The 17,151-nt window shown below is 49.9% G+C and carries 15 protein-coding genes and 1 pseudogene; 6 read left to right on the top strand and 10 right to left on the bottom strand.

The features are described from left to right. Nucleotides 1–5: 5 nt before the first annotated feature. Nucleotides 6–413, bottom strand: coding sequence for an OsmC family protein (locus ACJJIP_RS18585; protein WP_353377063.1), 408 nt, complete (start codon nucleotides 411–413; stop codon nucleotides 6–8). 299 nt (nucleotides 414–712) lie between these two features. Between ACJJIP_RS18585 and crp the strand changes: the two genes are divergently transcribed. Beyond that, nucleotides 713–1,363 carry a cAMP-activated global transcriptional regulator CRP gene (gene crp / locus ACJJIP_RS18590; protein ID WP_051089460.1) on the top strand — a complete coding sequence of 217 codons (651 nt, stop codon included), beginning with the start codon at nucleotides 713–715 and terminating at the stop codon, nucleotides 1,361–1,363. A gap of 80 nt (nucleotides 1,364–1,443) precedes the next feature. Here the strand turns inward: crp and trpC are convergent, their stop codons facing one another. The 8 genes from trpC to ACJJIP_RS18630 form a co-directional block, all read right to left on the bottom strand. Further along, nucleotides 1,444–2,238 (bottom strand): indole-3-glycerol phosphate synthase TrpC, encoded by a 795-nt coding sequence (gene trpC / locus ACJJIP_RS18595; protein ID WP_282951770.1) that lies wholly within the window; start codon nucleotides 2,236–2,238, stop codon nucleotides 1,444–1,446. Next, complete coding sequence (gene trpD / locus ACJJIP_RS18600; RefSeq protein ID WP_020411502.1) at nucleotides 2,235–3,284, bottom strand: anthranilate phosphoribosyltransferase; 1,050 nt, start codon at nucleotides 3,282–3,284, stop codon at nucleotides 2,235–2,237. Before trpD ends, trpC begins: the two co-directional genes overlap by 4 nt. Nucleotides 3,285–3,355: 71 nt before the next feature. Continuing rightward, complete coding sequence (locus ACJJIP_RS18605; RefSeq protein WP_020411503.1) at nucleotides 3,356–3,934, bottom strand: anthranilate synthase component II; 579 nt, start codon at nucleotides 3,932–3,934, stop codon at nucleotides 3,356–3,358. Next, entirely contained in the window at nucleotides 3,931–4,794 is an 864-nt protein-coding gene (locus ACJJIP_RS18610) for an ion transporter (RefSeq protein ID WP_282951773.1), read from the bottom strand. Before ACJJIP_RS18610 ends, ACJJIP_RS18605 begins: the two co-directional genes overlap by 4 nt. Next, nucleotides 4,781–6,292, bottom strand: a complete 1,512-nt coding sequence (trpE, locus tag ACJJIP_RS18615; RefSeq protein WP_353377064.1) for an anthranilate synthase component I — start codon at nucleotides 6,290–6,292, stop codon at nucleotides 4,781–4,783. The genes ACJJIP_RS18610 and trpE overlap by 14 nt, the downstream gene beginning before the upstream one ends. 232 nt (nucleotides 6,293–6,524) lie before the next feature. Next, nucleotides 6,525–7,187 (bottom strand): ribulose-phosphate 3-epimerase, encoded by a 663-nt coding sequence (gene rpe / locus ACJJIP_RS18620; RefSeq protein ID WP_020411506.1) that lies wholly within the window; start codon nucleotides 7,185–7,187, stop codon nucleotides 6,525–6,527. Between the two features lie 19 nt (nucleotides 7,188–7,206). After that, nucleotides 7,207–7,914, bottom strand: coding sequence for a nucleotidyltransferase family protein (locus ACJJIP_RS18625; protein WP_157533302.1), 708 nt, complete (start codon nucleotides 7,912–7,914; stop codon nucleotides 7,207–7,209). Nucleotides 7,915–7,941: 27 nt separating this feature from the next. Continuing rightward, nucleotides 7,942–8,982 carry an aminoglycoside phosphotransferase family protein gene (locus ACJJIP_RS18630; RefSeq protein ID WP_353377065.1) on the bottom strand — a complete coding sequence of 347 codons (1,041 nt, stop codon included), beginning with the start codon at nucleotides 8,980–8,982 and terminating at the stop codon, nucleotides 7,942–7,944. Nucleotides 8,983–9,242: 260 nt separating this feature from the next. Between ACJJIP_RS18630 and ACJJIP_RS18635 the strand changes: the two genes are divergently transcribed. The 5 genes from ACJJIP_RS18635 to ACJJIP_RS18655 all read left to right on the top strand — a co-directional run bounded on the left by ACJJIP_RS18635 (nucleotide 9,243) and on the right by ACJJIP_RS18655 (nucleotide 15,971). Then, nucleotides 9,243–11,852 carry an LPS-assembly protein LptD gene (locus ACJJIP_RS18635; RefSeq protein WP_353377066.1) on the top strand — a complete coding sequence of 870 codons (2,610 nt, stop codon included), beginning with the start codon at nucleotides 9,243–9,245 and terminating at the stop codon, nucleotides 11,850–11,852. Nucleotides 11,853–11,860: 8 nt separating this feature from the next. Further along, nucleotides 11,861–13,195, top strand: a complete 1,335-nt coding sequence (locus ACJJIP_RS18640) for a peptidylprolyl isomerase (RefSeq protein ID WP_020411510.1) — start codon at nucleotides 11,861–11,863, stop codon at nucleotides 13,193–13,195. Between the two features lie 74 nt (nucleotides 13,196–13,269). Beyond that, nucleotides 13,270–14,247, top strand: a complete 978-nt coding sequence (gene pdxA / locus ACJJIP_RS18645) for a 4-hydroxythreonine-4-phosphate dehydrogenase PdxA (RefSeq protein WP_353377067.1) — start codon at nucleotides 13,270–13,272, stop codon at nucleotides 14,245–14,247. 81 nt (nucleotides 14,248–14,328) lie between these two features. Beyond that, nucleotides 14,329–15,147 (top strand): 16S rRNA (adenine(1518)-N(6)/adenine(1519)-N(6))-dimethyltransferase RsmA, encoded by an 819-nt coding sequence (gene rsmA, locus ACJJIP_RS18650; RefSeq protein ID WP_353377117.1) that lies wholly within the window; start codon nucleotides 14,329–14,331, stop codon nucleotides 15,145–15,147. 11 nt (nucleotides 15,148–15,158) lie between these two features. Then, a complete protein-coding gene (locus ACJJIP_RS18655) occupies nucleotides 15,159–15,971 on the top strand; it encodes a symmetrical bis(5'-nucleosyl)-tetraphosphatase (protein WP_282951777.1) in 813 nt (270 codons plus the stop codon). Between the two features lie 130 nt (nucleotides 15,972–16,101). Here ACJJIP_RS18655 and galE read toward each other — a convergent pair. Beyond that, nucleotides 16,102–17,064 (bottom strand): annotated as a pseudogene (gene galE, locus ACJJIP_RS18660) (UDP-glucose 4-epimerase GalE). Nucleotides 17,065–17,151 lie beyond the last annotated feature (87 nt).

Below are 17,151 nucleotides of genomic sequence, written 5' to 3' on the forward strand. Positions count from 1 at the left end.
ACCCCTTATTCCTCTTCAACTCGATAGCTATGTACTATTTCCACACCCGCGCTTCGCAGCATAATAGAAGCTGAGCAATATTTTTCCGCAGACAGCTCCACCGCCCGCGCTACATGGGATTCTTTTAAACCGCGGCCACGCACCACAAATTCCATTTCGATCCGCTCAAATGGCGACGGTGTCGTATCCGGGCGTACTCCATTGAGCTCACAATGACAGGAAATAATGTTCTGGCGGGCTTTTTGTAATATAGAAACCACATCGTAAACCGCGCAACCACCAACACCGAGCAGAATCATTTCCATGGGGCGAACGCCGTTGTTTGTGCGTCCACCTTCCATGACTATCGAATTACCGCTGCCAGCCTCGCCGACAAAGGTTAAATCGTTAACCCAGGTTACCTTGCCCTGCATCGCCATACTCCCACAAAATTCCAGTCGCGAAGCTTAGCATACCGTACAAGTTTATCCCGACGACTTACTATTTCCGGTATAGTGTTAGCCACGCCTCCGCGCGGAATGTATTTCAGTGCAATTTCAAAGCTCGTCGGTGAACGTCCGATCGGCTCTGGAGTCCAATCCCACCGGCGCCAGGGTGTCACAGGTCACAATGCGGAACTTTGCTGTGGCCTGCCTCTGTTGGGGACTCTTTTTTCGCGCGATAATTCAATAGTGCTCAGCTGCTAAAGCCGGGATAGGGCACGAGACAAAAAATGAGGAATAAATCCGTGACGGTTGCTATCGAAGACCCCATGACTATCGGCAATATTGAAGACTTTCTGGCCCACTGCCACCGGCGTCGCTACCCGGCCAAAAGTACGATTATCTATGCAGGCGACCGCTGTGAATCCCTTTATTTCATTATGCGCGGTTCTGTTACTGTTCTGATTGAGGACGATGAAGGCCGTGAAATGATCGTCGCCTATCTGAATGATGGAGACTTTTTCGGAGAAATGGGCCTGTTCGATCAGGATACCCGCAGTGCTTGGGTCCGCACCAAGACTGAATGTGAGGTAGCAGAAATCTCCTATACCAAGTTTCAGGAGCTCACCCGCCAACACCCAGAATTCCTTTTCGCACTGGCAACTCAAATGGCCGGCCGCTTGCGCAACACCACACGCAAAGTGGGCGATTTGGCCTTCCTAGACGTCACTGGACGTGTCGCACGCACCCTATTGGATCTGTGCAATGAACCGGATGCGATGACTCACCCAGAGGGGATGCAAATTAAAATTACTCGCCAGGAAATCGGCCGGATTGTAGGCTGTTCCCGCGAAATGGTTGGGCGTGTACTAAAAACCCTGGAAGAGCAAGGTTTAGTATCCGTAAAAGGAAAAACCATGGTGGTTTACGGCACACGTTAATCTTACTCATCTTAATAAAAAAGGGCGATCCAAAGATCGCCCTTTTTTATGTGAGTGTAATCACAATTCGTTCTTACACTTCAGTTAAACATTTCCATCAATTTGCGCCCGGGTTCCTGCTCACGCATAAATGCCTCCCCAACCAGGAATGTATTGACATTGTGGCCGCGCATGGCCGCAACATCGTCAGTGGTGTGAATTCCACTTTCAGTGACCACAATCCGATTCTCTGGAATCAGATCGAGCAATTTAAACGTGTTTTCCAGCTGAACTTCAAACGTATGCAGGTTGCGATTATTAATACCAATCAAGCGATTTGGCAGCACCAGCGCACGTTCCAGCTCCAAACGATTGTGCACTTCCACCAATACATCCAAGCCCAATTCCAGGGCCAAACTGTTCAAGTCCTGCATCTGCTGGTCATCCAGGCAAGCGGCAATTAATAGTATACAGTCGGCACCGATTGCCCGGGCCTCGTAGACTTGAAAAGGGTCCACAGTAAAATCTTTACGCAACACCGGCAGGCGCACTGCATTACGCGCCTGTTGTAAATAGCTGTCTGCCCCCTGGAAAAAATCGATATCGGTAAGCACCGATAAACAGGCAGCCCCGCCTTTTTCATAGCTGGTCGCTATTTCCGCCGGTAGGAAATCCTCGCGGATAACACCTTTACTGGGCGATGCCTTTTTGATCTCGGCAATCACTGCAGCTTCGCCCCCATTAATTTTGCGCTCTAAAGCATCAACAAACCCCCGCACCGGCGGCTGGTCCTGTGCTCTCAGCCGCATTGTCTCCAGACCGCACTGAGATTTGCGCTCAGCCACTTCCTGCCATTTGCGCTCAATTATGGTTTTTAAAATTGTTGGCGTACTCACGACTTTACTTCCTCGGGGCGAAAGGCGCTGGTAAAAGCGGCCAGATCATTCATTTTTTCCGCAGCCAGGCCACTGTCGATGGCATCCTGCGCCATGGCAATTCCCTGTTCTGCACTACCGGCTACACCACTCACATAAATGGCGAGACCGGCGTTGAGGGCAATAATATCGGCAGCTTTCTGCCCTGCTTCGGTTTCGCGCTTACCCAAGGCATCGCGAATTAGCGCCAAAGACTCCTGCGAACCCGATACGATCAGGCCACTCAGATCGCGGCGCTCAATAGAGAAATCCTCAGGGGTAAGGGTAAACTCATTAATGGTGCCATCTTTAAGTTCCACCGCATGGGTATCTGCAGCAATACTGGCCTCATCCAGACCATCTTCACTATGTAATACCAGTACATGCTCGGAGCCCAGCCGCTGCAAAACTTCTGCCAGCAAACGGCAATAGCGTTTTTCATAAACACCTATCACCTTGCGGGTGACTCCTGCAGGGTTAGTCAAAGGGCCGAGCAAATTAAAAATAGTACGCAAACCCAGTGCTTTGCGTGCAGGCCCGACATGACGTACAGCGCTGTGGAAACTAGGGGCAAACATAAAACCAATCCCAATAGTCTCAACGCAACGCGCCATTTGCTCAGGGCTTAATTCCAAATAAACTCCAGCCCGCTCCAGCAGATCTGCCGAACCGCTGCTGGAGGACACCGAGCGATTGCCGTGTTTGGCTACTTTGGCCCCCGCTGCTGCTGCCACAAAACTACTGGCACTGGATACATTAAAGAGATTTGCACCATCACCGCCGGTACCGACAATATCCACCGTATTGTCCAGGTTCAGGTTTACTTTTGTTGCCAACTCACGCATGGTTTCCACTGCGCCGACAATCTCATCAACAGTTTCACCGCGAATGCGCAGGGCTATCAGTAACGCACCTATTTGTGCCTCCTGAGTCTCGCCTCGCATTATCTGGCCCACAGTTTCGCGCATTTCCGCACGGGTGAGGTGCTCTCCATCCACCAGTTTCGCTATGGCTTGTTGGATATTCATGGTGTCCCCTTTGCCCTGCTCGCTAATTTATTCAATCGGGACCAAGGCCCCGCGACATTTGCCCTTAGATATCAGGACTCAATAAAATTCCTTAACATATCGTGGCCATGCATGGTGAGAATTGACTCAGGGTGAAATTGCACACCCTCTATCGCCAACTCGCGGTGGCGAAGCCCCATAATCTCATCAATCTCTCCGGCTTCTGTCTCGGTCCAGGCTGTAACCTCAAGGCACTCAGGAAGACTGCTTTTTTCCACAACCAGGGAGTGATAGCGCGTCGCCTCGAAGGGGTTGGACAGACCGTGAAACACCCCCAGATTGTTGTGCACTATAGGCGAGGTTTTTCCATGCATAACCTGACCCGCACGCACTACCCTGCCACCAAAAACCTGACCAATACTCTGGTGGCCCAGGCAAATTCCCAGGATAGGAGTGCGTCCAGCAAAGTGCCTGATCGCCTCAAGGGATATTCCCGCTTCGTTGGGTGTGCAGGGCCCCGGTGAAATAACAATTTTCTCAGGGGCCATCTGCTCGATTTCCTCCAGAGTGACTTCATCGTTACGCTTAACCACGACTTCTGCACCCAACTCCTCCAGGTACTGCACCACATTCCAGGTAAAGGAGTCGTAGTTGTCGATCATTAAAATCATTGTCCGGCTCCCTTAGCCTCAGAAACATTAGTAGTCGCTTCCATACGCTTTTGCAGACGCGCTAGCGATGCCTGGGTAGCGCGCAATTCGCGCAGGATTTCAGTTTGGCTTGGTGGCAGGCACAGCTCATCCATACGCCGCAGTTTGGCCTCTTCCAGGTTATTAAGTACCACTCCGATAAACAGGTTGATCATTACGAAAGCACCCATTACCACGAAGCTGATAAAGTAGACCCAGGCCCAAGGCATCGCATCCATGGCCGTATACATAATGTCGGTCCAATCCTCAAAAGTCACAATGCGGAATAGACTCAACAGCGCAATCGGCAGGCTACGCCAATGAGTCGGATCCACATCGTGAAATAGGAAATAACCCGCCACTCCATAAATATAAAAAATAATCCCCATCAGCAATGCTATGTGCAACATACTTGGCAGACTGCGCAACAAGGTATCCACCAGAGTGCGCAATTCAGGGAAGGCCGAGACCAGGCGCAATACTCTCAATACCCGCACCAGACGCGCCAGGGTAGCTAGCGGCCCGGCCGCCGGTATTAAGCTGAGAGCAATAATAGTGAAGTCAAAGCAGTTCCAGCCACTGGAGAAGTAACGCCAGGGGCGCGAGCCGTGGGCAGCAATTTTTATCAGCGCCTCCAGAATAAAAGCGCCAAGTACCAGCTGGTTAATACCCCCCAATAGTGCACCAAAGCGTTCCACTACCCAATTTGAGGTTTCTAATCCCACTGCGATACCGTTTAGCAGGATCATGCCGATGATCACCTGATTAAACAGCGGGGCTTCGACAATTTTCTGGCAACGTAACGCCAGGTTAGGTTTTTGGGGAATACTAACTTCGCTCATTGTTCTCGGTCTTTACATCTTTACTACTACTGGCCAAAGCCATGCCCGCCGCTCGGAAAAGCGCGCGGGCTTTATTCATGGTTTCATCCCATTCTGACTGGGGATCGGAATCAGCGACCAGACCGGCGCCGGCCTGGATAAATAACTGACCATCCTTGATTACCGCTGTGCGGATAGCAATAGCGGTATCCATATTGCCATTCCATGCCAAATAGCCTACCGCACCACCGTAGATACCCCGCTTTTCAGGCTCCAATTCATCAATGATCTCCATAGCCCGAATCTTCGGCGCCCCGGACAAAGTGCCGGCCGGTAGGGCCGCGCGTAGCGCATCCATACCTGAGAGACCATCCCTCAGTTGGCCTGTTACATTAGAAGTGATATGCATTACATGGGAGTAGCGCTCTACAACCATCTGCTCGGTCACCTGCACACTGCCGGTTGCCGCCACCCTGCCCACATCATTACGGCCAAGGTCAATAAGCATCAGGTGCTCCGCCCGCTCCTTAGGATCAGCCAGCAATTCCCGCTCCAAAGCCCGGTCCTCCTCTTCTGAGGCCCCCCGGCGGCGGGTTCCAGCCAGTGGCCGTACTGTCATCTCCCCCTCTTCCAGATGCACCAGGATTTCGGGGCTCGAGCCCACCACCTGATGGTCGCCAAGGTCCAGAAAATACATATAAGGAGAGGGGTTCAGGCTGCGCAAGGCGCGATAAAAGTTCAGTGGCGGCGCATCGAACGGGGCAGACAGGCGCTGCGACGGCACCACCTGCATAACATCCCCAGCCAGTACATATTCCTTGACCCGTCTTACGGCCTGCTTGAAATTTTCTTCTCCAAAGTGAGAGTGAAACGCACTTTCCTCTATGCCTTTACCATCCAGGTCCAGGGGTACCGTATTTGGTAAAGGCTGCGCCAGGCGAGTAACAAGTTGGTCGAGACGTTTCTGGGCATACTCATATGCGTCTTTTTGTATTGGATCTGCATGCACAATAAAAATAACTGCACCGGCGAGGTTATCGAAAACTACCAGCTCATCACTGACCATCAATAGAATATCCGGGTTACCCAGAGTATCTACTGGCATACTGTGCGCCAGACGGGGCTCTATATAGCGCACGCAATCATAACCAAAGTAACCAACAAGACCGCCATTGAAACGCGGTAGGTCAGGTAGCTCCGGCACCCGATAGTACTGTTGGAATTCTTCTACAAACGTCAGGGGATCTTCCGGGGCGTGGTTTTCTACTACTTCGCCATCCCGCTCAATAGTTACTTCGTTACCACTCACTCGTAGGACGGTACGTGCTGGCAAACCGATAATAGAATATCGTCCCCACTTCTCTCCCCCCTGCACCGACTCAAGCAGGTAACTGTAACGCCCAGCTGCAAGTTTCAGGTAAGTGGACAAAGGTGTTTCAATATCAGCCAGTACTCGGCGCACCAGCGGTATGCGGTTGTAGCCCGCAGACACAAGTTGGGCGTATTCGCTTGGGGTCATAGAGACTCCGGTCTATTTTGCGTTTTTTAGGTTGGCGCCAGAGTATAGATAGCGCCCACAGGAAAGGTGGCCGGAATGGTAGCAGCTACCAAATTGGCCTTAGCGGATCAGTGGCGCCATCGCCAGCTGGTTGTTGTGGGGATAGTGTGATTCACGGAAATTCCCTCAGTGCAGGCGCACAAGTTTACAAATCCCGTATGCGGCGGGCAAGGGGTTACCCGCCAGGTTTTTATCAAGGCAGGCTCTTGCGCATAGCGCCGATCACCTCAGCGTAGTCCGATGTATTGAAAATGGCAGAGCCCGCTACGAAAGTATCTGCACCTGCGGCGGCAATTTCTGCAATATTATCCCGGTTAACTCCGCCATCGATTTCCAGGCGTATATCATAGCCACTAGCATCGATCAGTTGTCGTGCCTCACGCAGCTTTTCCAGGGTGGCCGGAATAAATTTCTGGCCACCAAAGCCCGGATTAACTGACATCAAAAGGATCATATCCAGCTTATCCATCACATATTTGGCGGCATCAAGGCTGGTAGCCGGGTTAAATACCAAGCCCGCCTTACATCCCAAACTGCGAATTAACTGCAGAGAGCGGTCTGGGTGGCGGGAGGCCTCGGGGTGAAATGTGATATAGGTTGCGCCCGTATCCGCGAACATGCGAATCATATCGTCCACGGGCTCAACCATAAGATGTACATCAATAGGCGCCTGGACACCGTGCTTACGCAGTGCTTGGCATACCATCGGACCTATGGTCAAATTGGGCACATAATGATTGTCCATCACATCGAAGTGCACCCAGTCGGCACCGGCCGCCAACACATTGTCCACCTCTTCTCCCAATCGCGCGAAATCGGCGGAGAGAATGGATGGAGCAATTTTGTAATCAGACATCTCAATATCCTTAAGTAAATCAGTTTTCCGCGGTTAAGCGGCGGTGCAATCGATCCAGGCGCTCGGGAGTCCCCACATCGCACCAGTCCCCCTGATATAACTCCGCCTGTAATTTGTCTTCGTTAAAAGTGAACACCTCCCCGAGGCCAAAACACTCACGCATCTTTGGATAGTGAGTAAGTATTTCCGGGCGCAACCAGCTAATTCCGGCAAAGGTATAGCGGGGCTTGGCAGTTCCTGATAGCAACCCATCCTCAATCCCAAAGTCACCTTCAGGATTATGGGGGGGGTTGGGCACCATCAATAACCGCCCGGGGCAACTCTTGGGTAAAGGGTGGGTTATCCATTGGGAAAGATCGAAGTCACACCAGACATCCCCATTGACCACCAGGAAAGGGGCCTCACCCAAGAGTGACATAGCATTGATAATACCGCCGGCAGTTTCGAGCGGCCTCTCTTCATGCTCTACCGAATACTGGATATCCATTCCCCAACGTTCACCACTACCAAGGCAGCTCCTAATCTTATGGCCAAGATAACCAAGATTAATAACCACCCGCTGGATACCAATACTTTGAAGGCGCTCCAGGGCGTGCTCAATCAGCGGTTTTCCTGCTACAGGTAGTAAGGGCTTTGGCGTCTGGTCAGTCAGCGGGCGCATACGGCGCCCGAAGCCTGCAGCCAGGACCATGGCGGTAGTTGGAGAGGTCTCTTTTGGGTGGGTCATCAAATTAATCTATACAATTTTTACAGCTTACCTGAGCGAGTCCCCAGCACTTCGGTAGTCACTATACCAGGGCTGCTGTTCGATCAACGGCAATAACTGGTCGGCAAACCAATCGCCAAAGGGCTTCAGTTCAGAATAGCGACCAGCTGTTTCCAGTACATAACGAATAACCAGGGAGAGATTACTCAGGTACCCTTGTTTGCCATCGCGAAGCGACAAGCGTGGAAACAGGCCAAGTACTTTAATATGACGCTGCAGCCCCATCCAGTCGAACCATCGTAAGAACCTTTCAGGGTCCACAGGTTCCATCACTCCGGCGGCTTCTGCAGTAGCTGCGTAAGCGAATACCCAGCGTTCAACCCGTTCCCGGGGCCAGCGTATATAGCAATCCCGTAACAGCGAAACCAGGTCGTAAGTGATAGGGCCCCAAACCGCATCCTGGAAATCCACAATCCCCGGCCTCTCTCCTTTCCGTATCATCAGATTCCGGCTGTGGTAATCACGATGAACCAGGGTATGTGGCTGGTTGGCTGCATTATCCAATAGCAATTGGAAGGTATCTTCAATCAGCTCCATTTCCTTTGCTGAAAGCTGATGGCCTAGCAGCTTACCCGCCAACCACTCAGGCATAATACGCATCTCTGTCAGAAGCAATTCTGCGTCATAATTGGGAAAAAGTGTTTCGTCTCTGGGTATCTGTTGCAGACACAACAACTCACTCATCACCTCGGCATAGAGGCCCTCGACACTATCGTTATTTAGTACACCAAATAACTGGGTATCGCCAAGATCCTCCAAGAGAAGATAGCCATTGGTCGTATCTGCCGAGACCACCATCGGCGTATGGATACCGTTGCGACGCAGATAATCAGCAATGGCCACAAAGTGGCCTGGCTTGGTGTACTCCGGTGGAGAGTCAACTGCAATCAAACTCGGCTTGGTGTCTGTGCGAAAATAGCGTCGAAATCCTGCATCGCCGGCAAGCTTGAGCAGCTCCGCAGATGAGTGCATTTCCAAAACCTGCCCCACCCAGCGGCTAAGCTCCTCAAATCGCGAGTCATCAGTCACAACACACCTTCAATTCTTCACCTGTGGCTTGTAATTACCGGGCTGATTCCCCAGGTATAAGACCGCATTGTAACCCCACGCAGTGTCGCGTCCAGCAGCGTCTGCACAATTCCTCTTACACGTGTACCAGCGCTGTGGCTATTAACTATTTCTACATTCAAGTAGAATCGAGCGAAGATTTTTGCGCGCCCCGGCTCGATAGCTGTCGCACGCATCTACCGATAAAGAAACATTTAAGAATAGCCGGAACCTATCGATTGATGCATGAAGTCCCCCGGTGGCGTCGCCTAGCACTCGCGATTGCTAATTATTCACACACCCGTACTTTCGCAATCGGCTTAATTGCCGCAACCCCCCTGTGGGCACACGCCAACCAGGGTAATGCTTACGAAGACCCAAACTACAATCCTTATTTGTACCTCGATTGGCTACCCCGCTCAGAGCTTACCCCCGAAGAGAGGGCCAGGATACCGGCTATATGTTCAGGGGCCTTTATTCCCCCTCCGAGAAACTATCCTGATGCAGATCTTCCTCCCGAGAATGCCCCTCTGCGTGCCACCGCCGAAAGATCACAGGTACTTGATGATGGCACCGCAGAATTAAGCGGTAATGTGCATATCACCCAGGGATATCGCCAATTATTTGCCGACCGGGTTGACCTCAATCAGCAAAACCATACCGCCTACCTAAGCGGAGCCGTAGAGCTGCGTGAGCCGAATTTATTGATCCGTGGGGCTTCGGCTGAGGTACACACAGACAGTGAGGCAGCATCGATTGAAGATGCCTCTTACGTTATTCACGATGAATACATCCATGGCGACGCGGCCTACGCAGCACGCCAGACCAGTGGTGAACTCACCCTAACAGACGGCACTTATACCCGCTGTGAGCCGGGAAAGGAGTTTTGGCGGCTGATTGGCGGTGAAATCAATATCGATGAGGTAGAAAGCCAGGGTACAGCTCGAAATGTCCGCCTGGAAATCATGGACGTTCCGGTGTTCTACGCTCCCTATTTCCGCTTTCCAGTGGGAGATGCCCGTATGTCGGGCTTCCTCTTTCCCTCTTTGAGCAACAGTGATAAGAACGGCTGGGACCTCGCTATTCCCTACTATTGGAATATCGCGCCACAAATGGATGCCACAATTACCCCGCGTTATATCCAGTATCGGGGTAATGGCCTGGAGGCAGAGTTCCGACACCTGAGCCCTTTATTCAACAGCGAAATCCGTGTTGCAGATTTGCCAAAAGATAAAGGTGGCAACGATGACCTATCCCGCAAGCTGATCAACAGGGGCTTCCCCGAAGACCTGGTACTGCCTTACAAAGGCGAGGACCGCTGGTTATTCAATCTCGAGCAACAGGGCGGCTATAGCGGTAGCCTTTGGCGTACAAATATTGATTTCACCAAGGTCAGCGATCCAGACTATTTCCGCGATTTAAGTACAGCCAATCTGGGGATTAATGCTGAAACCCAGGTTTCCCAAACAGCCCAGGGTAGTTTGAACTCAGAAAACTGGATAGTGACTTTGCGTGCCCAGGACTATCAAGTCCTGCAAAATGACCGCTTTGATACCTTCGCCCAGCTGCCACGCTTGGATGTAGACGGTAACTATCGCTGGGGGGACTGGCTGCTCTCCATGCAAAATGAAGCCACAATCTGGAGACATCAGGATACCCAAACAATCAGATTTATTGCTGATACTGACGATCCCCTAAGTGTGACCGAACGTACTAACAATTTTATCAATGCAGATAGGTTACGCCTGGATTACGAGCTCTTTTGGGATAAAGAGTGGCTATGGGGCTATTTCAAACCGGGTGTCGCCGGTCGTTACTTGGGCTACCAAGTCAGTGATCTCTTCTTGCCGGAAGGAGCCAACGATACACCCGATGCTGCCGCCGCCCAGTTCACTTTGGATACAGGCTTATATTTCGAGCGGGATACTTTTATTTTTAATCGAGATTTTATCCACACACTTGAACCCCGCTTGTTTACGTTGATCAGCAGCAACGCTAATCAAGATGATTTTTTCGATATCAGTGAAGATGAAGTTTTTGACTATGAAGTTTCTGTCAATCCACTAAGTAACAATCTACTCTACGATACGTCACTGTTTACCTTCAGTTATGACCAATTATTCCGCAGCAGCCGCTTTACTGGCAATGACCGGATTGACGATGCAAGTCGAATCGCCCTAGGACTCACCACTCGCTTTATTGATCCAATTAGCGGGCGCGACCTTTTTTCTGCCAGTATTGGCCAAGCCTATTACTCCAGCGACACACAAATTGGGTTAACAGAATTAGTAGAAAACACTCCCCGCTCTGAACTCGCCGCCCGGCTAGAAAGCCGCCCAATACAGTCCCTCCGAATTGGAAGTGAGTTTGTTTACGATGACACTGAACACAATGTAAACCGAGGCAATTTCAGCCTCAGGTACTTTGACGATAGTGCTCGAATCTTCAATCTAAGCTATTACTATGAGCGAGATGATACGCTGCTCTTCCCAGATGAGGAGAGTAATGATGACGATTCATCCACTCGACAACTTAACAGCTCCGCGGTCCTGCCTATCAGCACCCATACCTCTATAATGGCTAGCGCTTCCTACGATTTAACATTGGACAGGGAACTGCAATACTTGGCAGGCATCGAATATGACGATTGCTGCTATCGTGCACGCTTGGTATGGAGCCGCACCCTGGATAATGATTTAGCCGGTGTAGTGGCACCTGAAGACCTGGAGTATGAGGAAGGCATCTTCCTGGAAGTACAATTGAAAGGCTTGGCCGGGTTCGGGGCTACTGTAACCCAGCTGCTAACCAAGGGGATTGCTAACTTTGATCAGAGAGAAAAGCTGAAACCGTGATGAGAATAATGCAGAAATTTGTGACTAAATTGAGTCTGTCATCCGTTCTGGCTGCCTGCGCACTGATCGCCGGTACTGTTACAGCACAAGTGCAAACCCTGGACCGAGTAGTCGCCGTTGTTGATGAGGATGTTGTGATGGCCAGTGAGCTGGCCCAGCGTTTGAATACTATTGCCAGCCAGATCCAGGCACAGCAGGTCCAGGCGCCCCCTATTGAAGTTTTACGCCGCCAAGTACTTGAGCAGCTGATTGTCGAAAGACTACAGCTGCAAATGGCTTCGCGCGCAGGCGTCACTATCTCTGAGTCTGAACTTGATCAAGCCATCGCACGAGTTCAACAGAATGCCAGTGTCAGCCCGGAAGAATTCCGCCAGCGCCTTCGTGCAGATGGTATGACCATAAAGAGCTTTCGCCAGCAAGTCCGCCAAGAGTTGATGATTCGCCGCGTGGAACAAGGCAGTGTCAACCGTAGAATCCAAATCACAGATCAGGATATCGACAACTTCCTTCGCTCCAAAGAAGGAGAGTTCTGGAAGTCACCGCAGTTTGAGCTCGGTCACATCCTGATTCCCATAAGCTCCAGCGCACCATCCAGTGAGGTGACCCAAGCTCGCGAAAAGGCAGAAGAGCTTGCTGAGCAAGCACGTGAGGGTACTGATTTCCGTCGCTTGGCTATCGCCAACTCCGCTGGGCAAAATGCTCTAGCCGGTGGTGATCTAGGCTGGCGTAAGACAGTGGAACTGCCGACCCTGTTTGCAGATGCGCTCAACGGCCTGAAAGTAGGAGATGTAACAGAGCCTTTCCGCAGCGATGCCGGCTTCCATTTACTCAAGATTCACGCCCAGAAAGGTGCTAACGAACAGCTGGTGGAACAGACTAAGGTTCGTCATATTCTGTTGAAGCCATCCGCCATCCTCACCGATGACGAGGCCTATAACAAACTGATCGCCATGCGCGAGGAAGCCATGGCCAATGATAATTTTGATAAATTAGCCCGGGAAAACTCTGAAGATATAGGCTCAATGCTCGCCGGAGGGGATCTAGGCTGGTCTATGCCTGGTCAATTTGTACCAGAATTTACCCAGGCAATGGACACCACTAATATTGGCGAAATCAGTCTGCCGTTTCGCAGCCAATTTGGCTGGCATATCCTGAAAGTTGAGGACCGGCGCAAGCAAGATATGACTGATCAATATATACGCAATCAAGCTGCCAACTTGTTACGTAACCGTCGCTACGAAGAAGAACTTCAAAATTGGCGCCGTGAAATTCGCGATCAGGCTTATGTTGAAATTAAGCTGCAGGATGGAAACAAAGACTCGACCGAAAAAGAGCAACAGTAGCACTCATCCTTTTAGAATCCCAAAACCGGGCCTAAGCGCCCGGTTTTTTATTGATCAAGGAATTGGCCCACCAAATGACCACCAAAATTGCACTAACCCCAGGGGAACCCGCAGGTATAGGCCCAGAATTAGCAGTTAAAGTGGCACAGCAGGGCAGTAGCTCACAAATAGTAGCTATTGCAGATCCAGAACTACTATACCAGGCCGCCAGCATTCTCAGTCTCCCACTGACATTACTACCCTTCTCTCCTGATTCAGCAGCATCGGCTACTCCACCCGGCTGCCTATATATTCAAGAAATCCAAATGGCCAGCAGTGCCAAGCCAGGTCAATTGAGTACTACCAATGCTCCCTATGTTTTGAGCACTCTGGAGGCTGCAGCTAAAGGATGCTTGAGAGGACAATTTAATGCCTTAGTAACCGGCCCCGTACACAAAGGAGTGATCAACGATGCAGGCATCCCATTTAGTGGGCATACCGAATTTTTTGCTGAGCAAGCGGGTATTGAGCAAGTCGTAATGATGCTAGCAGCTGAAAAGCTGCGCGTGGCATTGGTGACTACACATCTCCCTCTAAAAGATGTCAGTAAAGCTATCACAGGAGAGCGCCTCACACAGGTCATTCAAATTCTACACAAAAGCCTGACCAATGAGTTCCGGATCGAATCTCCTCGCATCGGGGTATGCGGCTTAAACCCGCATGCAGGGGAAGGCGGTCACCTCGGTATGGAAGAAATAGAGGTGATAGAACCAGCTCTGAATAGCTTGCGAGCAGAGGGCATCCAGCTCCTTGGCCCCTTACCTGCCGATACACTCTTTACACCCCCGCAATTAACTCACTGTGACGCAGTATTGGCCATGTATCACGATCAGGGGCTGCCGGTGTTAAAATTCAAGGGGTTCGGTAAAGCTGTAAATATTACCCTTGGGCTGCCTTTTATCCGTACATCAGTAGACCACGGTACCGCGCTGAATCTTGCTGGTACTGGCGATGCCGACAGTGGTAGTTTGGAGGCAGCTTTGGCGCAAGCTATTGAATTGGCTACTCGGTGAGCTACCTCGCAGTATTTGCAAAGTGGCTCTCCCTTTTGTCGTATATATCAACCCAAAAAAGCTTCAAGTATAGATTATTTAATGGACAGTTTTTTCCAGCACAAAGCCCGTAAACGTTTTGGCCAAAATTTTTTAGTCGATGAAAATATCATTGAACGTATTGTACGCGCCGTAGCCCCAAAAGAATCCGACAAACTCGTAGAAATTGGTCCCGGGCAAGGTGCGATTACAGAGCTTCTCCTCCAACGATGCCCTTCCCTAACTGCAGTTGAACTAGACCGGGACTTAATACCCTTACTGCAGTTTAAGTTTAGGAATTATCTCCAGTTTAAAATTATTGAGCAGGATGCCCTCAAATTTGACTTTGGAGAATTTGCAGCAGATTCACCTTTACGCATAGTTGGCAATTTGCCCTATAACATTTCTACGCCATTACTTTTCCACTTACTCAGCTTCAAAGGTAAAGTGCGGGATATGCACTTTATGCTGCAAAAGGAAGTCGTCGACCGCCTCAGCGCCACTCCGGGTAACAAATCCTTTGGCCGTCTGAGTGTCATGGTGCAATATCACTGCCGTGTTCAGGGACTTTTTCCAGTGCCCCCCCAATCATTCCAACCAGCACCTAAAGTAGAATCTGCAATCGTACGCCTTACTCCTCATGAAAAACTTCCGTTCATTGCCGAGGATGAGAAGCTGCTGGAGCGAATTGTCAATGTAGCTTTTCAGCAACGTCGCAAGACACTGCGCAATGCTTTAAAACCGCTATATCCAGAACTGGATGTAAACTCGTTCCCGGTAGATGCCAGCCGTCGCCCTGAAACCCTCGGTGTTGAAGAATTTGTCCGATTAGCAAATTTCTGTACACAGCTTGAAAAACAAAAAAATAACAAGCCAATTTAGGGGACGAAAATTTGGCTACTTACGCCATTGGAGATATTCAGGGTTGCTTTGAGCCATTACAACGGCTACTAAAGAAAATCCACTTCCGCTTTGATCGTGACAAATTGTGGCTTGCTGGAGATCTTGTTCATCGTGGGGACGACAGTCTTGGCACTTTGCGCTTTTTGTATGAGTACCGTCATCAGGTAACCGCCGTTCTAGGCAACCACGACTTACACCTTTTAGCTCTGGCCCATGGAGCCAAACATCTTTCTGAAAAAGAGCATGACTTAGCTAAAATCCTGAAAGCCAAAGGCTCAGACCAGCTACTAAACTGGCTTCAAGGTCTTCCCCTTCTAGTACACAAAAAGGGGTACACCATGGTTCATGCAGGGATTCCTCCCATTTGGAGTGTAACCAAGGCAGCGGCGCTTGCTCGCGAAGTTGAGCATGCCCTGTCTGATGAAGCTATGGCAAAAGCTTATTTTTATGGGATGTATGGTAATGAACCACATTGCTGGAATGACCATCTTATCGGTATCGAAAGGTTACGTTCCATAACCAACTACTTTACACGAATGCGTTTTTGTAAAGCAGATGGCACCTTAGATTTAGTGACCAAACGAGGACCTCAAGCCGCGCATGCCGATTACAAGCCCTGGTTTAGCTTTCCGAACAGAAAAAGTAAGAATGAAAAAATTATCTTTGGCCACTGGGCAGCTCTGGAGGGGCGTGCCGATACTAAAAATATCTATGCACTAGATACGGGATGCGTTTGGGGTGGTTACCTTACGGCAATGCGGTTGGATGATGAGGAGTTCTTCTGCCTAGATTGCAGCCTATAAAAAATTAAATACTTACGACTTTACTGCAAATTAGCAAACCTCAACTGTTAAGTTAGACCAAGCAGTTAGGGTTTTCTACAGGGAGTCGATATTACGAGCTATATCCCCCCGGGTTTTGTGATTGCCAACGCTATGCATCTTCAACCATTTGCATCAGGTCATATTCCGCTTTTCAGCCAGCTCAGTATCCGCATAGCATTCCACAATATCCCCAGGTCTACGCGGTACAATTTCATAAGGAATTTCTCTACCACTGGTTTTTCAAATGCCTTTACGACTTCCAACACAAAACTTCCCTGGCCAGTATCCAAGTTATGGATAAAGCAACCCTGGTCTGTTGTGGGCTTTCTAAGTAGTTCTAGGGCTGCTAAATGTCCCAGAGCTAGATCAGTATATAATCCCGAACACCTGTCCCATCTACAGTTTCATAATCATCACCAAAAACCAGTAGGTAAGGACCGCGTCCAACAGCAACTTGAGATACATACGGCAAAAGATTTTTGGGGATTCCTCGAGGATCCTCACCTATTCTTTCACTTTTATGTGCACCAATAGGGTTAAAGTAGCGTAACAAACTTACTTTCCAGTAGCTCCCAGGAACGACACAGATATTTCGCAGTATGCCCTCCTTGACGAGCTTGCTGGCACCATAGGGATTAGTAGCTCCAGTTTTAAAATCTTCTTTAATCGGCACCGTGTCAGGTTCCTCGTAGACAGTTGTAGAAGAACTGAAGATCATTCGAAATACGTCAAATTCCTCCATCACTTCTATAAGAGCCTGGATACCTGCTACATTATTCTGACAATAACGTAGCGGCTGCTCGACAGAACCTCCTACTACCTTCATACCAGCAAAATGAATTAGAGCTTCAATCTCACATTCTGAAAAGACTTTCCGAAGCTCCTCTTGATCGCCAATATCAAAGTCATCAAATAGCACCTTTTGCCCAGAAATCATCTCGACACGATTCAGCACTTCCCGGCTGCTATTCGATAGGTTATCCACAACAACTGGCCAAAAGCCAGCACCAAGTAACTCTATGCATGTGTGACTGCCAATGTAGCCGGCACCACCAGTCACTAGAATCGCCATTTTACTTCCTTCGAGCTTTACCCACTTCTAAAAGAGTACGAATAAAACTTAAAACTGCCGTTATATTCAACCCATCTAGATAACAAT

This window comes from Microbulbifer variabilis (genome assembly GCF_052467165.1).

Coding starts and splice junctions, on each gene's coding strand:
- ACJJIP_RS18610 (WP_282951773.1), bottom strand. CDS start 4,794: ATGAGCGAAGTTAGTATTCCCCAAAAACCTAACCTGGCGTTACGTTGC.
- trpE (WP_353377064.1), bottom strand. CDS start 6,292: ATGACCCCAAGCGAATACGCCCAACTTGTGTCTGCGGGCTACAACCGC.
- ACJJIP_RS18625 (WP_157533302.1), bottom strand. CDS start 7,914: ATGACCCACCCAAAAGAGACCTCTCCAACTACCGCCATGGTCCTGGCT.
- ACJJIP_RS18585 (WP_353377063.1), bottom strand. CDS start 413: ATGCAGGGCAAGGTAACCTGGGTTAACGATTTAACCTTTGTCGGCGAG.
- pdxA (WP_353377067.1), top strand. CDS start 13,270: ATGACCACCAAAATTGCACTAACCCCAGGGGAACCCGCAGGTATAGGC.
- trpD (WP_020411502.1), bottom strand. CDS start 3,284: ATGAATATCCAACAAGCCATAGCGAAACTGGTGGATGGAGAGCACCTC.
- rsmA (WP_353377117.1), top strand. CDS start 14,329: ATGGACAGTTTTTTCCAGCACAAAGCCCGTAAACGTTTTGGCCAAAAT.
- rpe (WP_020411506.1), bottom strand. CDS start 7,187: ATGTCTGATTACAAAATTGCTCCATCCATTCTCTCCGCCGATTTCGCG.
- ACJJIP_RS18605 (WP_020411503.1), bottom strand. CDS start 3,934: ATGATTTTAATGATCGACAACTACGACTCCTTTACCTGGAATGTGGTG.
- ACJJIP_RS18640 (WP_020411510.1), top strand. CDS start 11,861: ATGCAGAAATTTGTGACTAAATTGAGTCTGTCATCCGTTCTGGCTGCC.
- ACJJIP_RS18635 (WP_353377066.1), top strand. CDS start 9,243: ATGCATGAAGTCCCCCGGTGGCGTCGCCTAGCACTCGCGATTGCTAAT.
- crp (WP_051089460.1), top strand. CDS start 713: ATGAGGAATAAATCCGTGACGGTTGCTATCGAAGACCCCATGACTATC.